We start from the raw sequence: 18,440 nt of genomic DNA on the forward strand, positions 1-18,440 counted from the left end.
GAAGATGATATTTTCCCTAATTCTAAAATATTGGAAAGAGATATTAAACGCACTTATTATTATTGCGGTTGTTGTTGCGGTATTTCTTCTCAACCCGGGAAATATTTTTGGAGGGGGGATAAAACTCAAGCAGACAGCAAATAACGTTTCTGAAATAAAAGAAATAGGCGAATTAGTCACAGCAGAATATTATGGAGAAGTTATTTCCACTATAGATCAATCAAAGCTAAATTTTATTAACTCTGATGATCTTAATGTAGATCCAAATGAAGTCTTCAGAGAATTAAAGGAGGACTTGTATGGTATCTACCTTAATGAAAAAAACTCCGAACCTACTAAAAAAGGGCTTTTTCAGTGGTCTAAACGAAATAAAACCAAGAAAATACTTGAAAAAAGTATAGAAAATCAAATAATACCTGACATAGCATCTAATGACACTTTAGGATTAATACTTGAATATTATTGGTTTTATATCAATGATAAAGCTTTTAGTGAAAAAATAAAATTAGAAAAACAAAAGCAAATCAAGGTACTTTGGAACTTATTGAAAGAAATAATTGAAGCATCTGAAACCAAAAATAAAGATGAGTTTATTTCATTTTTGAGTGATGACTTACCGGCCCATCGGGATTTTCTTTTCTCTGATTACCATTACTTCAAACGAAAAATGAGCCTGCCCAAAAATCAAAGAAAACAAATACTATCGATGGTTGGTCGAGGATGGGTAAAAGCAGGGTTGGATTTTGGTGAGCTAAATAAGAGTAATTTTGTTCTCAGTGAAGAAACTGGGGTTGTACATATTTTTGGAGTTGAACCCAAAATACTTAATGCAGACATCAACCCTTGGTTTATTCCAGAAAAAAAAATTCCGGGCTTCGAAATTATTGAATCGAATAGACATGTTAATTTTAGAGATGCTATTGCGGTAAAAACTCATTGCATAGATAAGCTCAAAAGAAAATCGATTGAGGCGGGAATACTGGAACAAGCCGGTGAACAAGCTGAGGAAACGCTGAAAAATTTCATAAGCTTACTCACTGAGACAAAAATTAACAAAGTCTATTTACATACCAATGCACTTTCGCTTAGAATAAGGGAATATGCGGCAGATGAATTTATTAACTTCGAAGAAATAAAATCAATCAATACATTAATCGAAAAACAAATAGATTCCGTTTTTACCCTAAATGAAGCTAAGACCAACAGAATTAGAAATACTGAAATCAAGAACGCTCTGGAGAGTCAATTACAGGGAGCTGTTCAAAACTTAAAAACATTTCCCTTTGAAAAAAGTGAATTAGGCTTGTCTCTTTTCTCAGAGGCATACTACAGGATACTATCTGACTCACTATTGGACCATAAAGAATTAGCTGAAATCCATAAACTGCAAGTTTACACCAAAGATTCCTTGAAGCTTAAGGAAAATTTAGAAGCGCAGGACATATACCTACATGACCTTTGGTTTACTGACAACATTGATAACATATTAAACTTCAATGAGTTTGTTACTTCAATTTGGCTGAAGACTCATTCAACGTTTAAAATAGACACTGTTGTTTTAAACAATGATACTACATCTGTGATAAGTTCAATTGGTAGAAAAGAGCTTGTTTTCAAATCCAAATCCAAATCCAGTGATAAACCCATAACGGTACCTATTATTAGTGATTTACCAACCGACATTTTGCAAGAACTATTCTCTACAGAAAATAACAATTTGTGGAATGACCTACTCAGTAGCAATGATTTAAAGAAAAAAATTGGATACGATGTCATTCATAGTCAAATAGATGGTTCCCCTGAGGTTAAAAAGGATACTTTTCCTGAAAAAATAGTTTTCAGAATGAATGATTCCTTCCTGGAAGAAATAAATATCACTGAATCTGAAATAAATCCAATTGTAAAAAAAGATTTTTTATTCAAAAGCCTATCGGGTATGGACTCAACAAAATTAACCTATCACTATAATTTACCATTTGATTCTTTAAAACAAATGATCTATTCAGGGAATGGGGTATTTTGGAATAGGGTATTAAAAGATAAAGATTTAAAGAAGATCCTTGAGTACAAAGCGATTCAAGGACCAAAAACAGATACTCTTTTACTTTCAAAAAGTGAATTACCAGAAAATTTAGTTTTTATCGGACAGGATTCGATTATTAGTGAAATAGATAGTATTCAAGTGGAACTAGAAATCACGGATTCTAAAAATTGTAGCGTTAATTGCTACACAATATTATATAAGAATAAAGAAAAAGCCCATGGTACCGGTGTAAATGCCATAACTAATGAAATTTTTAATCGGTACTGGATCAAAGCTAATGAAGGTTTTTTTACAAAAGCGAATCGCTACTTTACGGAAAAAACAGAAGATTCTGAATTTCAAAACCTGGTTATGGATTGGAGTAATAAAATACTTCAAAAGTAGAAAGACACTACGTCCACTGGTCCAGTGTTTCACCGGAAAGAGCAGTAGCAATATCGCAAACTACGAAAGTCCGATTAATAGGGGGCTAGACCACTAATTCCTTAGGGTATATTGTCCTCTAAACTTATTTTTAATACTACAAAATCAGGAATTATTAATGCTCCGCCAATATTAGGAGGTAAATAAATAAAGACAGGCTCAAGTAAATAATTTATATCATTACTTATCGGCAATAGTATAGCAGATGGAGTGAAAATCCCTCTATCTTCTTTAATTTCTAGTGGACTTATTGGTAATCTTTCATGATTTCTGAATACATCTAATTGAATTGTTTTTTTAATTCTTCCTTTTCTAGTAGCATTATAAAAAATGAAAGTCAAAGTATCAGAGGTTCCAGGTAAAACAATTGTAGAAGGTTTATATTCATCAAAAGTTAAATCAAGTTTTGACATTATTTCTCCTTTATATCGATCGCTTTTCTCAGCATGAACATAACGAATGGCTGAATTGGTTTTATTTAGAAGAGCAATATTACCAACGGAATCAATTCTCTGATTTATAGATTCTTGTAACGACTTTAATTCAGTGTATACTGAGTAATAGTCAGTTACCCTTTTATTGATAGTGTCGCTCAATTGGTTATATGCTGTAATATTTTTTTCTGTTTTATTCTTTAATTCAATCACTTCATTTAATTGTGTTTTAAATAGGTCAACATATAAAGTATAATACATATTGACTCGGTCAATATTTTCCTTTTGATCCTTTAATTGGTACTTCAATTGATTGGATTCTGCCACATACTTGTTATATATGTCATCATAGTAATTTGCAATACTATCTCTTTCCTTTTTTATTGACTTTAATTCGGCTTCCAAATCTTTCTTTATAGTATTAATTTTAGAGATCTCACCCCATAAGTTATAGTTTAAATACCCGAAAGCTAATATAAGTGGGTAAATAAACCATTTAATAATTTGCCACTTTTTTTTAATCACCTCAAATATTTGGTTACTAATCAAGTGAGATGAATATTCGGAATTTATTAGTTTCTCAAGTTCTTCTCTTATTTTATTATCATGTTCCATAATCTCAATAACTGAGGGATTTTGCTTGTTTTAAAATTTCCCTTATAAAAACATAAATAAGGGTGCTCTTGTTCATAGCCGACTGGTTTACCCCCTATATCTTGGAGCATTTATATAAATACTCTAGGATATAGGGGGGTAAACCACCCTTGATGGATATGCCGGACTAAACTGACACTCCCACCGGGCTTTAAATTTTGAAAATTCTACTGGAGCAAGCTGACACCCCTAATTCCCTTTGAGAAATTGTACTTAACTAATGGGAAAACAGGTTATCTTATATTTTTTGAACCAACAACCAAAAGATATAAGGCATGGCAGGTAAACCAATTGCTATGAAGAAAATACGTCAGATATTGCAAATGCTAAAACGGGGGAATTCTCAAAAAGAGATCCACCGCAATACGAAAGTGAGCATAAACACTATAAAAGCCTATAAACGGAAGATATCCTCCTCACGAATGGGCATAGACCAGATGCTCAAGATGGACGATTTAAAGCTTTCTAAAGTATTTTCATCGGGTGTCCGGCCTAAAAAGATGATCAACGCTACAGGGAATTAAAAAGCCAGCTCTCCTATCTGGCGAAAGAATTGGAAAAAACCGGAGTTACCAAAGGACTTTTGTGGGAGGAATATATTGAAGCGAATCCTGAGGGCTATAAACGTTCTCAATTTTGCTTTCATCTTCAGCGGTATCTTCGGAAAAATAGCCCTTCTATGCATTTAGAGCATCTTCCGGGCGATAAATTATACATTGATTTTGCCGGTGATACGCTATCGTATATTGATCAGGAAACGGGTGAAATTATCAAGTGTCAGGTGTTTGTGGCGTGCCTGCCTTATTCGGACTATTGTTTTGCCATGGCCGTTTCCTCTCAAAGCACAGATGATTTTTTATTAGCCCTAAAGTGCTGTTTAGAGCATCTAGGAGGGGTTCCTTTGGCTTTGGTTCCGGATAATTTAAAAGCGGCCGTAATTCAGGCGAGTCGTTATGAGCCCACTATTAATGTGGTTTTGGAGGATTTTGCCAACCATTACGGCACCACCGTGGTGCCGGCACGTCCACGAAAGCCTAAAGACAAAGCATTGGTGGAAAACCAGGTTAAACTGATCTATCAGCGCGCCTATGCCAGGATGCGTAATCAGCAGTACTTCAGCATAGAAGAAGTGAATAATGCATTGATTCATTACACGACATTGCATAACCAAACCCGCATGCCGAAACACAATTATTGCCGAACGGAGCAATTTTGGGCTAAAGAGAAGCCTGTGCTCTCCCCGCTTCCGGACCTGCCTTATGAAATCAAATACTACCGTAAATATGCTGTTGCTCAAAATGGTCACATCCTTCTGGGCATCGATTACCGACATTACAGCGTTCCGTATGAGTATATTGGTCAGAAGGTTCAGGCCGTCTTTACCGATTCTCTGGTAGAGATTTTTTCCAAGGAAAAATTGATTGCGACCCATCGAAGAACTAAAAAATCCGGTTACACCACCAGCAAAGAGCACCTCTGTTCTCAGCATCAATATTATAATAGCCGTGGGGAGGAATATTACCTCAAACGAGCTGAAAAATGTCCGGAACTACAGCGGATGATGAACATACTTCTATCAAAAAAATACTATCCGGAACAATTATATCGCCGCTTTGACGGACTACTGAATTTAATGCGATCACACCCACTGGAGCACTTTACCGCAGCCGTAAAAGTAGCCATCGAGGCAGAATAATATACCTATCAATTTGTCCGAAATGTTTTGAACAATAAAACCTGGATCCCCACGACTCCTTTGCATAAAGCATCGCTACCGGTGAATGACAATACCAGGGGCAAGGTTATTTCTCACAAAAATAAACTTATGTATTCTACTATTGAAAAACAGCTCTCATTGCTTGCATTCAAAGGAATGGCCAAACAATGGGAATCACTCGTCGAAACAAAACAGCTTCATCAACTCTCACTGAATGATGGATTGAACTTATTGCTTCAGGCTGAGGCAGACCACCGTCAGAATAACCGGGAACTACGCCTATTAAAAGCCGCTCAATTTCGCTATAAAGCAAGTGTCCCCGAGCTGAAATTCAGTGCCGAACGAGGCTTGAACAAGGAACAAATTCTGGCGTTGAGCACAGGGGCTTATCTTGAAAAAGGACAATCTATCCTGATCACCGGTGCCACCGGATGTGGAAAGAGCTTCTTGGCCTCAGCATTTGGTCATCAGGCCTGTACCCAGGGAAAAGTCACCTACTATTTCAACTTCAAAAAACTCATGTTCAAACTCAAAACATGCCGCCTCGAAGGCACAATCGCCAGGCAGTTTACCAAGCTGGCGAAAGCAGATCTTTTGATCATAGATGACTTTGGCCTTCAGGTTCTTGACCATCAACAGCAACAGGATCTAATGGAAATTATTGCAGACCGTCATGCTCGTAAATCCACCATCCTTGTGAGTCAATTACCCGTAAGTTGTTGGTACGAAATCATCGCAGAACAGACCATTGCCGATGCAATTTTGGACCATTTGGTACACACTTCTCACAGAATCGAATTAAAAGGGGAAAGTAGGAGAAAATTAAGTTAACTTGTAAACCAAATTCTGCCATGAACCTGCGCTAAAGCAGGGGGTGTCAATATGGCCGGTAGGGGGTGTCAATATCACCGGAATATCCATTCCATTTTTTAAAATTTGTTAACGAACCTTGCTGAAAGTCGTATCCGCCCTATTTTTTCTTGGCCATTGTGTGTGCCCAGCATGGGCATCATTATTCTATTCTAATATTGAATATTATTCTAGAGGGTGCAAGTCCCTTATTCTCGGGAGAAACGTCTCGAAGCATTAGCAAGTCGCAAGATGGTTTACCGTGAGGTATGCACTGAAATTGCCATAAGCGGGAGCTTATAAGGCACCGCGCATAGCGCCGAGACCGCAAAACTCGGTACTGACATTCCTGAGAACGTTAGTTTGAAAGGACCGCACGTTGTGCTGGAACCACAAATGAGGCTTACGGCGCCGGATAAGCAAGCACATCTTTGTTAAGTCCAAAACACGAGAGTGAGTGCAATGTAAGTAGATGTGGCAGGAATCGAGGGAATTGCGAAGCAATCATGAATACCTATAAAAACTAATACAAATGAATAAAGAATATGCTCTTACCTGAGGAGATCTCTATTGTCACTAGATGACTGATGGAGAAGTCAGCAGAAGCCATAGTACCCGAAAGGGGGAAGGGCTGAATGTTAATCGTCTCTAATGAACAAGGGAGGTTAGTTGCATAATGGGGGGGTGGTGGGCTGTAGTCCTATACTTGGAACGACCATTACCGTGAAGCGATTGCAAATCCGTGGATATGAATCTATGCTTAATCTATACAGAAGATGTAATGAAAAGTAACAAACCGCGGTATATGCTCCCGAGCTTGAAACAAGCGAAGGGCGAAGCCCCCGTATGTACGGTGGTGTGAGCTTATGGCTCACACCCGTCTACTCGATTATGCTCAGGCATTATTGATTTTGGTTCATATTTTTTTGTTTCGTCAATCCACGCTCGCGTGTTCACCATTTGCTGAATAATTGAGGTAAATTGTCTTTTAGACTCAACTACACCTTTTTTTACTGACCATCCTCTATTCTTAAAACCATCATAGCTAATTTGTTCTGGCAAACTATTTAATGCTTTCAATATTTTAATTCCCTGAATAAGGTTTGGGTGCCTTTTCCCAGTAATCGACTTATTTGTAAAATCTAATTCTGAAACCCTATTAAGGTTGAAGGACTGTTTGTTATAGCGTTGTCTATTAAAATCCAGTGCCACAGCCAAGTAGTATGTGGATATTAAGCAATCAAGGCTTACATGTCTTATTCCTTTATACGCCTCTCTTTTCCAATTTCCATAAAGATTTGGTGTTTGATTAGGTATTATTAATTTTCCTTTATCTCTTAAAGAAGATAATTTGTTTATTACTTCATTGCGTTTGTCATAAAATACTTGCCCTAAAATTTCAGGATTCATTTCGCATAGACCTTCGAGTTCAGACATAACATCAATTGTTTCATTTGCGAACTCTAAAATTGGGGTTCGATATTCTTTCCAAGTCATAGTACTTTGAATACGTCTGGCTTTTCTTTGAAGTACGTAACCAAGTATGAAAACTCCTATTGTCAAAACAATTGAAGTTAATTCTTTGTATTTTTCTAAAAAGCATAGAAAAGCATCCATTGTTTAGCTTGTTTTTTGCTTGAGCATAACGTTTAGTATAAGAATAGTAGCCGACTGCGTGGCACTTAACTGTCAAGATACAAGACAGTTGAAGCTGGCTACAACTCTTGAAGTTACTACTATCTCGGCTATTATTTTTATACATTGTGTGTGCCCAGCATGGGCATCATTATTCTATTCGAATATAGAATATTATTCTAGAGGGTGCAAGTCCCTTATGCGCGGGAGTAACGTCTCGAAGCATTAGCAAGTCGCAAGGTGACTTACCGTGAGGTATGCACTGAAATTGCCATAAGCGGGAGCTTATAAGGCACCGCGCATAGCGCCGAGACTGCAAAACTCGGTACTGACGAACAGGAACCACATATGAGGCTAACGGCGCCGGATGAGCAAGCACATCTTTGTGAAGTCCAAAACACGAGAGTGAGTGCAATGTAAGTAGATGTGGCAGGAATCGAGGGAAAGAATATGCTCTTACCTGGAGATCTTCATAATCAGGTGTTGATTTGTGGAGAAGTCAGCAGAGGTCATAGTAGCCGATGGGACCTGAGCCGACACCTTTATGGATAAAGTCGGAGTTCTCACGGGTCGGTGAAGGACCGAACGTATGGTGAAGTGAAAATTCGATAGGGAGGCTCAGCTAGCCCTATCTTAAAAGTAGCCGAAAGGAATAATTGGTGCAAAGAGCAATTATTCTATGCCCTACGAACCGCCGTATACGAGACCCGTACGTACGGTGGTGTGAGAGGCGCAGTGTAAGCTTATGGCTCACACCCGTCTACTCGATTAGAGGCTGTTTTGGTTCAACTTCTTATGTATCATTGATATTGTTGTCATAATATCTAATGCTTCATCTTCGGTTATTTTCCATTTAACTTTAGGAGCATGTGCTGTTGAATTTCTAAACATTCCAAAAACCCCTTTTATGAGATTTGAAAATCCCTTTTGCTCACTCTGTTCAGTCTCTGTTTGTAGAGAATTGATTTTAATTAATGGATTTGACACTGATAAAGCTTTATCAATAAGTGCCCCTCCATCAAGAGTTAGGTTTGTCCTTTTTCTAATTTCTTCAGCAATACTCTTGACCGCCTCAAAGACAGAATGAAAATAGTTTTCTGTTATCAATTCAGAGTTACAATATTCATATATTTTGGGGTGAATGTTTCTATTGCCAAGCTTAGATTTAAATCTATTCACACGCTGTTCAGCTTCTGATATAGTTTTGGTAGCTGTTACAGGATTAAACACTCCACTCTCGTTTAATTGTAATCCGATAAATGAGAGCCTCTTGTTTAATTCAGCTCGTATTGTTTCAAATTTATCATTTTGCCCTACGAAGCGCGAAGGTTTCAATGAAATATTTATGAATTTTAATATACAATTTGATTTCTGATTTAGCGTCTGATATTCAGCAAAACTATTGTAAAGCCTTTTCCATTTTGTATTTGTGGGGTCAATATCTGTAAGTCCTGCCTCGGGTATAAATTTCGATAATTCAGTACCTGTTAAGCCTTGTCCTGTATCTGCCAAAATCTTTGCTAACCCTTCCAAAGTTCCGCTGTCTATTGAATTGAAAATCTTTTTTGCCATCTTAATCTTAAGTTTGTTAGCTATCCGCTTTAATAGCCTCTAACGATTGTGTAAACTCAATTCCTATTGCGTATATCTCCCTTATTCGCACAACCATATTTGTATAAGTTAATTGTTTGGTAATATAATCATATTCACCGTTGATCTAAGGGACTTTTAACATTTTTAACATTTTTATTGGTCACATGGGTGTATATTTCAGTGGTCTTGGAGGAGTTATGGCCTAATAGCTCTTGTATAAAACGAAGATCAGTGCCATGTTCCAGCAGGTGAGTGGCAAAACTGTGCCTGAGGGTATGCGGAGTGGCTAGAGGGTTTATTTTAGCACTTTTTTTAGCCTTTCTGAAAATAGATTGTATGGAGGTGGCCGAATAAGGTTGTCCGTCCACCCCTTCAATGTAAACACTTCGCTATCCCCGTCAACCCCTCTAGATCCCAGCCAAGCTCCATCGCCTAATAATTATTCGGAAAAATTTTGTGGTAAAAGGGAAGAAATTTTTTTCTCTGGAGTGGATCGGATATTTTCAAGGGTATGCTTCAGCCACTGGTAGGGGTTCACCTCATTCAGCTTACAGGTAGGAAAAAAGGAATAGAATGTTGCCGCCCAGTAGCCACCGCTTTCGGAACCAACAAACATATAATTCTTACGCCCAATGGCAAGCGGGCGGATTAAGTTCTCGATAAGATTATTATCAATAAGGAAGCTGCCACCCTCCGTGTAAATCAGGAGGCGATCATACATTTTCAGAAAATACCGGAAAGCTTTTCCGATCTTGGATTTGGGTAATGTATCCACGACATTTTTTTCGGCCCAACTTTTCATCTCTTCCAAAATTGGGATGGCTCTGACTTGCCGAACACCCTTAATTTGGGAAAAATTAAGGTTTTTAGACCTAACCTCTTCTTCAATTTCATACAGCAATTGAAATTTACTCAAAGCATATTCCGCCATTTCCTTGTCATTGCCAAGGGCATCAAAAAACTTGCGTCTGGCATGGGCCATTCATGCTAAAAGGGTGATCCCGCGATCTTTTAAATGATTATATCCGGCATAACCGTCAGCCTGAGCAAAATCCCCTTCATAATCGAGGAAAAAGTCATCCGCATATTCAGCAGCACGTTCTTTTTGATATTGCAGACAGGCTACTTTTTCCAAAGGGGCATGGTAATACCACATATAATTGTCAACGGTGCCGCCTTTGCGAGCTAATTTTATGGTCGTTTCGTCGGCCTGAATATAGCTTGCTTGCTGAACCTGATCGACTAACTTCTCATACAGGCATTGTAATAATTCATGTACCTTTTTGAACCAGTTATTAATGGTGGAACTATTGAAGATAATACCATCCCGCCTGAACATTTGCACCATTCGATAGATCGGTAAATGATCAACAAATTTGCTCACAATCAGATACGCCAAAAGGGAGGCTGAGGTATTACTCTTGGGAATCGGCAGGAAATCCGGATAGTCGGCAGTAACATACCGAAAGCGATCATCATCTTCAGGAACCATAAAAACCGGTCGCTTAATGACCAATACGCTCACAGAGGGAGGTGTCACTTCCAGTACTTCTGTAGTTTCGTACCGAATAAATTTAGCGCCTTCAGGTATGTTTTCTAACTCAACAATGACCTCTTTTCTATTGGAATTTCCTTCTGATGAAGTTATGTTTTCATCAATCACAGATTCTCCTGCGAAATCAATCGCAAGTTGCTGGTTATCTACCTCGGTCCCCGGCGCATAGCGTTCTGTTTTTCGATTGGCATACCACTTTTTATAGAAGTCCAAATCGGACGTCATTTTATCCCAATGCAACTTAGGAACGCATATGTAAGAGGCTTCCTGCATATAATAATATATACAATTTTAGCCTAAAAACTGCGTTTATGAACACTGGAGAAGGAAAATCTTTTGTATTTTTTACATTGCATCAACCCAATTCCCTGAAGCATCATCATGATGGTGGCGTGGTCTATCTTCACCTTCTTTTCTTCATTTACCCTTGGAGGCAACTCGATTCTTCCGGATTCCAGCCGTTTATAATAAATAGCAAAACCATCTCCCTCAAAGCGTAGTAACTTGATTCTGTCCCTTGACTTATTGATGAAAATATAAATGTTACCATCTAGAGGGTTTTCTTTCAGATGATTCCTCACAAGTCCGCTCAGACCGTCAAAACCTTTGCGCATATCCGTTGGCTCGTGAAAAAGATAGAGCCTATCATTGGGGCCAATTGCTAACATACTTTTACTAAGCGCTCAAGGTACGACAAAGGAATGTTTGCGGGGAAAAACATTTTAGTGCCATTGGGGAAGTGAAGCTCTATTTCCCCTGGGACCTCCTGTTCTTCTGCCTCTTCAATTTCTAATTCAATGAAAGGGTCCTCATTTTCCTCATACTCCTGCTTCTTTCGTTTCCATTTGTAAAAGCAAGCCAGACTAATCCCTTCCGCCTTGCAGAAATCGGCCGTTTTCAGATTACTCGATTCTTTCTTATCTACCAACGCAAACATTTTTCGTTCCTGAAAGCTCATTTTTTAAAATATTGATGATTTAACGGAAGGTCATCATTGAAATGCAAAAAGGAAAGATGGAGATGGCGGGATGTTTACTCTGTTCTTTTAACTAGGTTGTCGCAATTTTTCGGTATCCTTTTAACCATTTCATTAATAACCCCCTTTTGAGAATCACTCTCTTAGAAGGCGTTAATGTGGTTCGAGGTCAAGTTTGAGAAATGCGATTTGGTAATTTGCGATGAAGTAGGTGATATCTCCTTTGATAAGGCCGGAGCTGAGCTGTTGTTCAATCATTTATCCCTCTGGGCTGGAAGGAAACCAACAATAATCACCGCCAATATGGATATTGAGAGATGGAATGAAATATTCCCTGCTCTTGCCCTTGCCCCTACCCCTAATTGATCGGTTAGCTCACAAAGCTCATTTGATTAATATGGATGGGGAGTCTTATCGATTAAGGTATGCAATTAGTCTTACACAACAGGATTAATTTATTGAAAACATAGTCTATTTATTTTACTTTTAGCGGTACCCACATGGTTTGAGATTACAGAAATGATGGGGATTTTTTCATATTAGTCAGGTTCTTTTCAAGGAATAACAGAGTAACTGGTTAACATATAGGTAACTATATCCTCGCTAAGAATTGTATTATTTCGATAATTTTTGACCCAAAAAAAGAAAAGCCCTCTCCAAAAATGGTTGAGGGCTTTTGCTATCAAAATGGAATTATTTGAATAATCTTTTCCGTGATTTAATCATCAATCGGATTACCACCCAAATTCACCCCTTTTAAATTGGGATTCTCTCGAATAAATTTGGACATAAATGCCGGGAACGCTTTGATTTTGTTGCCCCGAAGATTGAGGTGCTTCAACTTTTTACAATTGACAATATCTCTTGGGATTTCCTCAATGAGGCCATCAGACAAGACGCAAAATTCAAGGTTTTCCATATTACCAATTCCTTTAATGGATTTGATTCGGTGATTTGTAATCCATAAATCATCACAAGTACTATAGAAGATACCTTCTGGGGCTATTTCCCAATGGACGTTTTTTGCGGAGATCGTTCCTACGTTCATTCCTTTTGGAAAATGCTTAAAATTAAGACAGCTGTCCAAATAGATAGTAGCAAATGAACGATGCTTGGCAAATTCGTCCGGAAGGCCTTTTAACTTTACGCAGTTAATGGCATCTATATCAGCACCATGATCCTTATATTTTACATATAGGTTAGCAGGTAGCTCTTCTAAATTTTTGCAGTTATTGATTCTTAAAAAATTTAGTTCTGGCAATCCTTTGAAATCTTTAGGAAAGTGCGATGCTGTACTATTTTTTAAATACAGACGCGTGAGCGATTGTAGCTTGTCAAGGTTTTCAAAACTTTCTAAAGTAGTATTTAAAAATTCAAGATTTTTGAACCGACCAATATCATCAGGAAGGCGCTTCAGAGGTGGTAGTGCTAAGTTCTCTAACTGAAGACATTGATACAATACCGATGGAAACTCTTTCATTGGAGGGCAACCTCCTAGGTATAATGTTACTAGATGAGGAAGGTCAACGATATTCTTTGGAATCGAAGTAACTTCTGATCGATCTATTGCCAATACACGTAACTCCTTGAACGTAGAGATATAATGAGGAATCTCTTTGATAGGATTATCTCGTAAGATGAGGTACTTTAAACTGTCTATCTCTGATACCCACTCAGGAATTTCTTCAATCGCATTACCACTTAAATCAAGATCTACGAGCTGCTTGAATGCTAATATTTCTTTTGGAAATCTCTTTAAACGTTTATCATCTCTAATTCGCAAATCATAGACATAACCCTCTTCATTCTTTTTACAAATGAAGTATAAATCATGCCTTTCTTTTAGAATAGAGATCGCTTCTTTCTCTGATAAATCGTCAATACCTTTATTTGTATTGCAGGAAAACGATAGCATTATCAGTAGTGCACTAATTAGACTCCTTCTCGACATATACTTGATTCTCATATACTTTATTTTCAAAAAATAACGGTGTTAAGATATCCTGCTCAAAGTTTGATGTCATCTCTTTCGGTTTTTCAGCCATCACTCCATACATAAATTTGGAAATACTGCCCTCGACATCTTCCCATTCTAATTTTTTATTAGGAATCTTCTTCGCATGCAATACTTCCACAATTCTTCTGATATCCCCCAAATAAAGGCGTGCCTGTTCCTCATTCAACTCCCTTAACTTACACTCACTCCATTTAGCTTTGGTATAGTCCCCTACTTTCTCCGCATAAGCCACCACCGCATCTCTGATTTCCTTACCAAAATTCAGGATCATCTCCTGATAATGGGTTTGGTAGAGTTCTTTTTCCAAAGGACCTAAAGCGGTTTGGGGAGAAGGATTAAAGGCTACTTGCAGGAAGTTCAGGTCTGTATTTCCTTTGATTTTAAAGTTTTCCCATTGACTGGCGGCTCTTTCTCTTAATAGACCGGAATATTTAATCACTGCCGGATCATTGCCATGATTTCTCAGAATATCACTGGTGGTTGGTCGTTTGGTTGGCGTGGTCTTCTCTTCGGGATTATTAATTTGAGCATTTCTTTGTCGGTCTTTTTCGTCCTCCAAAGCTGCTTTTTCAGCATCTGAGATATAACCTTTAATGATGTCCTGTTCTTCCTTAGTCATTTCCGCCATTACTTCTTTATGGATACCATTGTAGACGGTGGAAATATAAGAGATCGTATTCGTTCCTAATACTTCAAAAACTTCCTCTTCTTTCATGAGAGAGGCATTTCCATAATCATTCCCGATTTTGATTTCTTGCCCTTTGGAAACTCTGAAGTACTGCAGGAACCATTCTTTAATATCATTGACGGGCTGTACAATATGCTGCCACTCCAGCCTTACATAAACGGAGGCTGACATATTCACCGCGGTTTTTGCTGGGACTTTATCTTTAAAGGCATCCCTGATTTTATCGGGGATACTGTTGAGTTTATCCTCTATTGTTCCGGTACCGGAAAAAATCCAGTCAATTTTTTGCCCTCTTTCCGCCAGGCTTCGGACAAAGTCATTGTTGGAAGGAATCGCCATGGTCATGGAAATATTAATATATTCCCCTTCATTATCCCGGTTACCATTGAAAATGATTTCCTGAGCGGTTAAATCCAGCGTAACGAGTCCATCAAACAAATCTACCGTCACGAAATATTCTCTTTCCCGTTCCGTTTCGTTGGCCTCTGTAGCTTCTTGTTCGTTGGCCAAAAGGTTTTTCCATCCCTTACGTTTGTCGGCCTGAGACTCCGGTGTTTCTATGCCCTGGTATTTTGTTTTCTGAACAGCTCCTCCGGCCATTCCGGCTTCAATGGAGGCTACATTATTCACCCCGCCTCCCCGGAAAGGGAATAGTCGGTTAATTGTTTATGGGTATACCCTTTTTGTAATTCCTTCCAAAATTCATCACTCTGTTTCCCTGCCCAAAAGTTTTCTCCCAATTTTAGCACATCTAGGAATTCAGCGGAATTAGCATCCACTAACAGGTGAACGATGGATTTTGCGAAATAAGCCAGAAAGTGATTGGGTGAATGATATCCTCCATTCAAACTATTAAAATGTTTGGGATTCATACTTTTCCCACCAGCCACATTTACCCCTGCGCTGGCCACGCTTTGATTTCCCACACCGGCATGGAAGCCTAGCTGTGTCTTCATGGTTACCCCAAAGGCCCGGTCGTCTCCGGACTGCATACTTAATACTCCGCCCATGGATATGCCGATATAAAACATGGCGTAAACATTACCGGTAAGCTTCATGGAAACGGCCAATTTCATTTGATAAGTTCTGGTATTATCATCACGAATTTGGTCCATGGTCACCTCCCGGATATAGCCTACAATATCCAAAAAAGTTTCTGCCTGGAAAGGGGCTACCTGATAAGTTCCCTTTTCTGCCTTTACTAATTCATAAGCGTCCTCTCGTGGATTATACAATTGGTACAATTCCCCAATTAAAGGAACATAACTTTCCGGAAGGTGAATGTGATCTCCCGGTTGCAATTGCATTTGTCTGCCAAAGGAATCTTCAAAGGTGCCGTTGGCAGGGTTCACCATGGTCCACAAATTGGCTTTGAGTAGCATATCCGTAGTGGTACGGCAGCGATTGGCGATTCCGGAAAGCGTGTCTCCCGGGTGGCGACGTAACTGAATTGTACCTGATCCGCCTCATTGGCTCTAAAACCCAATATTTCCCCTAAAGCATGAGGATTTGGAGCGTTAGTACCGGCCAGTAATGGAGGGCGTTTCTGCTTCTCATAGATTTGATCCAGACGCTGAGAAGGTGTTCCGATATATTCATGAGCGACCCATTTTTGAAGAAAATGACTGGGCAGCAATGGGGCGATATCCTGATAATCGAATAGTTTTTCAATATCCGTTTCAAAGAAGGAATTATTGATGGTATGATACAGGTTCAGAAAGTGCTCCGCAGCTAATGGGTTACGCTCCAGTTTTTCCAGCTGGCTGGTAATATTTTTCTTTAAACTTTTTATTCTAATCAATCCGCTAAAGGCATTACCACCTCCTCCCAATCCGGCAGTCATAGGGTTGTAGGAATAATCCCTAAATTGATAGTAACTATTAATCTCTGCGTTGATGGTTCTAACAATGCCTTCATAATCAAAGTCCGGAAGGTCGGATTGATTATTAGAAGTTTTATAACCCAATAAGTCTCTTTCTCCGGGCATATGCTTGATCAGGAAAGCGGATAACTCTTGTTGATATTGCTCAAAAAACACCCTTTTAAGCTTTTCCATGCTTGGAGGATGATCAAACACCTGGTTCAGCTGATCATTTACCCGATCACTGTCATTACCTTTAAAGAAGTAAACGATAGTGTCCAGGTGTTGAAGCGGCTGCACTTTTAGTACTTCCACAAAAGTTCTAAAATCCCCCCAGCCTTCTTGCTCTTTTTCTTCTGCTAACTGTTGAATTCTTTTTTGGAAAGCATAGCTTTTCGGATTTTCTATATTGGCAGATTCAAACAAAACCTTAGCCATTTCACTATAATCCAAATCCCTCGGCACATCTCGCATGTAGGCATTGAGCACCAGTTCAGCTTCTTTTTGCTTTTTATAAACTTCCTCAGCTCCTCTTTCCTGCTGCGCCAATTTCACTACATCCTCAATAGCCACATAATCATCTGGTATAAAAACACCATCAAAAAGCGCTACTTCCCCGGTAAATAGGTTGGGCTTTTGAAAATACAAATTTCCATAGATACCAATCATTGGCTGGGCATCCAATAACTGGTTTTGGAGTACAGTTAAAAGCAGATCGGCATATCCTGAACTATCACGACTTCCAAAACCACGTTTTTGGATATTAACCTTGGTCTCTTCTCCAGCCATCGCAGTCGTTAAAAAGACAAAGCCTTTTTTTACATTGTCATCTGCAATTTCAGAAACAAGTTGAATTTGAGCAGGCTGGGGAGCCAGGTATACGCGTTGAATATCCGGCAAATATTGCTCTTGCGCTACAGCGATTTTATCCGGAACTGCTTCTAGTTGCGGAACAGCTGTGGCGAATGAAAAATCATTGGATTGTTCCTCGTAACTGGTCTCCTTTTTTTCTTCAAGTGAATAACTCATACATGTTATATTGTAGCTGAAAAAGTATTGAGGTCATATAAAAAATGCTGCACCCATTGCTCCGGCATATGCATAGGGGCTAATAACCAGTGCATTCCCCTGGCGGAAGCCCCTATTTTGATTATTCCTTTTGAGACAAGAAAGCTCCTTTGAATGATTTGTATAATTTCCACCTCCGGTAGAAGACTATAAGCTTTCATTAATTCTACAAAACTTAAAGCCGTAGGCAATTTATAATGTTGGAAGGGAGGAAGACCAGGGAGGAAGTAAAGATCAGTGCTTATTTCACTATAAAATCCGGCATGAAGATGAGGCGCCAGGCCTAATAGTAACAAAAATCTTTCCTCTAAGGAAGGTTTGTTCTCTTTTAGCCAAAGTACATATGCACTATCTTCTTCTAAAAATGGTCGCTCCAGCTTTTTAAAAGCGTTTGGATCAATCAGGTCGTGATTTTTCGAATAAAGGATCAGGTTTCTTAATTCATTTATATCTCTATTGATGTCTTTTATTTTCATGCCTTTATTTCGTGAAACTATATCATTTTTGAGGCTTCAAATATAATGTTTTCGAGTTGACCTACTATGGTTTGGACGTGATATATCGAAAATTATTGCATGTTACTGTTGTCAATTAAATGGTTTGGTACAAAATCTCAGATAAAAAGAAATGTCTTAATACCCCAATTTTAGTAAAGTGCCAATTTCCGAGATTGCTAGCATATGATAATAAATGAAATTTAAGATGTTATTTCATTAAGCGATGATAAAAAATTACCATCAAGACTGTCATGCAGATGAGTGAGTTTGATGGTATTTTTCATAGGTTGAATTTTTAATCTAGCTTTTTTGTTGTCTCTTTGGTGGTTTTAAAGAAGGTGTATTCCCTGGTGTTTCTTTATTGTCCCTTTGTCTTTTGTCCGGTTTTCCCGTAGACTTAGCTATCCGTTTTGGCCCTGGTTTAAGTCC

The 18,440-nt window shown here is 38.5% G+C and carries 18 protein-coding genes and 1 pseudogene; 6 read left to right on the top strand and 13 right to left on the bottom strand.

Annotated elements, in window-relative coordinates; genetic code table 11:
* Window positions 1–4 precede the first annotated feature (4 nt).
* Window positions 5–2,428, top strand: a complete 2,424-nt coding sequence (locus AAA970_RS25330) for a DUF4230 domain-containing protein (RefSeq protein WP_338239718.1) — start codon at window positions 5–7, stop codon at window positions 2,426–2,428.
* A gap of 101 nt (window positions 2,429–2,529) precedes the next feature.
* Here AAA970_RS25330 and AAA970_RS25335 read toward each other — a convergent pair whose 3' ends face one another.
* Window positions 2,530–3,516: a hypothetical protein gene (locus tag AAA970_RS25335; protein ID WP_338239719.1), complete on the bottom strand. Its 987-nt coding sequence runs from the start codon at window positions 3,514–3,516 to the stop codon at window positions 2,530–2,532.
* A gap of 314 nt (window positions 3,517–3,830) precedes the next feature.
* Between AAA970_RS25335 and AAA970_RS25340 the strand changes: the two genes are divergently transcribed.
* From AAA970_RS25340 to istB, 3 genes are all read left to right on the top strand, one after another.
* Window positions 3,831–4,079 (top strand): LuxR C-terminal-related transcriptional regulator, encoded by a 249-nt coding sequence (locus tag AAA970_RS25340; protein WP_338239720.1) that lies wholly within the window; start codon window positions 3,831–3,833, stop codon window positions 4,077–4,079.
* A 59-nt stretch (window positions 4,080–4,138) separates the two neighbouring features.
* Window positions 4,139–5,251: an IS21 family transposase gene (gene istA, locus AAA970_RS25345; protein ID WP_338239838.1), complete on the top strand. Its 1,113-nt coding sequence runs from the start codon at window positions 4,139–4,141 to the stop codon at window positions 5,249–5,251.
* A gap of 129 nt (window positions 5,252–5,380) precedes the next feature.
* Window positions 5,381–6,103: an IS21-like element helper ATPase IstB gene (gene istB / locus AAA970_RS25350; RefSeq protein ID WP_479531373.1), complete on the top strand. Its 723-nt coding sequence runs from the start codon at window positions 5,381–5,383 to the stop codon at window positions 6,101–6,103.
* 882 nt (window positions 6,104–6,985) lie between these two features.
* Here the strand turns inward: istB and AAA970_RS25355 are convergent.
* Window positions 6,986–7,738 carry a hypothetical protein gene (locus AAA970_RS25355; protein WP_338239722.1) on the bottom strand — a complete coding sequence of 251 codons (753 nt, stop codon included), beginning with the start codon at window positions 7,736–7,738 and terminating at the stop codon, window positions 6,986–6,988.
* A 444-nt stretch (window positions 7,739–8,182) separates the two neighbouring features.
* Between AAA970_RS25355 and AAA970_RS25360 the strand changes: the two genes are divergently transcribed.
* Window positions 8,183–8,308 carry a hypothetical protein gene (locus tag AAA970_RS25360; protein ID WP_338239723.1) on the top strand — a complete coding sequence of 42 codons (126 nt, stop codon included), beginning with the start codon at window positions 8,183–8,185 and terminating at the stop codon, window positions 8,306–8,308.
* 216 nt (window positions 8,309–8,524) lie between these two features.
* On the opposite strand, the gene AAA970_RS25365 is transcribed toward AAA970_RS25360, so the two are convergent.
* The 6 genes and pseudogenes from AAA970_RS25365 to tnpA all read right to left on the bottom strand — a co-directional run bounded on the left by AAA970_RS25365 (window position 8,525) and on the right by tnpA (window position 11,862).
* The gene (locus AAA970_RS25365; RefSeq protein ID WP_338239725.1) at window positions 8,525–9,328 is read right to left on the bottom strand and encodes a TIGR02391 family protein; all 804 of its coding nucleotides are present in this window, start codon (window positions 9,326–9,328) and stop codon (window positions 8,525–8,527) included.
* Window positions 9,329–9,462: 134 nt separating this feature from the next.
* On the bottom strand, window positions 9,463–9,717 hold the full coding sequence (locus AAA970_RS25370; protein WP_338239726.1) for a tyrosine-type recombinase/integrase: 255 nt from the start codon (window positions 9,715–9,717) through the stop codon (window positions 9,463–9,465).
* Between the two features lie 71 nt (window positions 9,718–9,788).
* Window positions 9,789–9,965 carry a transposase domain-containing protein gene (locus AAA970_RS25375; protein WP_338239839.1) on the bottom strand — a complete coding sequence of 59 codons (177 nt, stop codon included), beginning with the start codon at window positions 9,963–9,965 and terminating at the stop codon, window positions 9,789–9,791.
* Window positions 9,951–11,177 (bottom strand): annotated as a pseudogene (gene tnpC, locus AAA970_RS25380) (IS66 family transposase); the annotation flags it as partial. The gene AAA970_RS25375 and the pseudogene tnpC, both read right to left, overlap by 15 nt.
* A 23-nt stretch (window positions 11,178–11,200) precedes the next feature.
* A complete protein-coding gene (gene tnpB / locus AAA970_RS25385) occupies window positions 11,201–11,572 on the bottom strand; it encodes an IS66 family insertion sequence element accessory protein TnpB (protein WP_338239727.1) in 372 nt (123 codons plus the stop codon).
* Window positions 11,566–11,862 (bottom strand): IS66 family insertion sequence element accessory protein TnpA, encoded by a 297-nt coding sequence (gene tnpA / locus AAA970_RS25390; protein WP_338239729.1) that lies wholly within the window; start codon window positions 11,860–11,862, stop codon window positions 11,566–11,568. The genes tnpB and tnpA overlap by 7 nt, the downstream gene beginning before the upstream one ends.
* Window positions 11,863–12,036: 174 nt before the next feature.
* Here tnpA and AAA970_RS27875 point away from each other — a divergent pair, with 174 nt between their 5' ends.
* Entirely contained in the window at window positions 12,037–12,246 is a 210-nt protein-coding gene (locus AAA970_RS27875; RefSeq protein ID WP_420916754.1) for an ATP-binding protein, read from the top strand.
* A gap of 352 nt (window positions 12,247–12,598) precedes the next feature.
* On the opposite strand, the gene AAA970_RS25395 is transcribed toward AAA970_RS27875, so the two are convergent.
* The 5 genes from AAA970_RS25395 to AAA970_RS25415 are packed head-to-tail and all read right to left on the bottom strand — an operon-like array spanning window position 12,599 to window position 17,990.
* Window positions 12,599–13,846 (bottom strand): leucine-rich repeat domain-containing protein, encoded by a 1,248-nt coding sequence (locus AAA970_RS25395; RefSeq protein WP_338239731.1) that lies wholly within the window; start codon window positions 13,844–13,846, stop codon window positions 12,599–12,601.
* Window positions 13,809–15,215, bottom strand: coding sequence for a hypothetical protein (locus AAA970_RS25400; protein WP_338239733.1), 1,407 nt, complete (start codon window positions 15,213–15,215; stop codon window positions 13,809–13,811). Before AAA970_RS25400 ends, AAA970_RS25395 begins: the two co-directional genes overlap by 38 nt.
* Window positions 15,212–15,967, bottom strand: coding sequence for a hypothetical protein (locus AAA970_RS25405; protein WP_338239734.1), 756 nt, complete (start codon window positions 15,965–15,967; stop codon window positions 15,212–15,214). Before AAA970_RS25405 ends, AAA970_RS25400 begins: the two co-directional genes overlap by 4 nt.
* Window positions 15,934–17,475 (bottom strand): hypothetical protein, encoded by a 1,542-nt coding sequence (locus AAA970_RS25410; RefSeq protein ID WP_338239735.1) that lies wholly within the window; start codon window positions 17,473–17,475, stop codon window positions 15,934–15,936. Before AAA970_RS25410 ends, AAA970_RS25405 begins: the two co-directional genes overlap by 34 nt.
* A 5-nt stretch (window positions 17,476–17,480) precedes the next feature.
* A complete protein-coding gene (locus AAA970_RS25415) occupies window positions 17,481–17,990 on the bottom strand; it encodes a hypothetical protein (protein ID WP_338239601.1) in 510 nt (169 codons plus the stop codon).
* Window positions 17,991–18,440 lie beyond the last annotated feature (450 nt).

It is taken from the genome of Persicobacter diffluens (assembly GCF_036244895.1).
In the GTDB taxonomy this organism is placed as follows: domain Bacteria; phylum Bacteroidota; class Bacteroidia; order Cytophagales; family Cyclobacteriaceae; genus Persicobacter; species Persicobacter diffluens.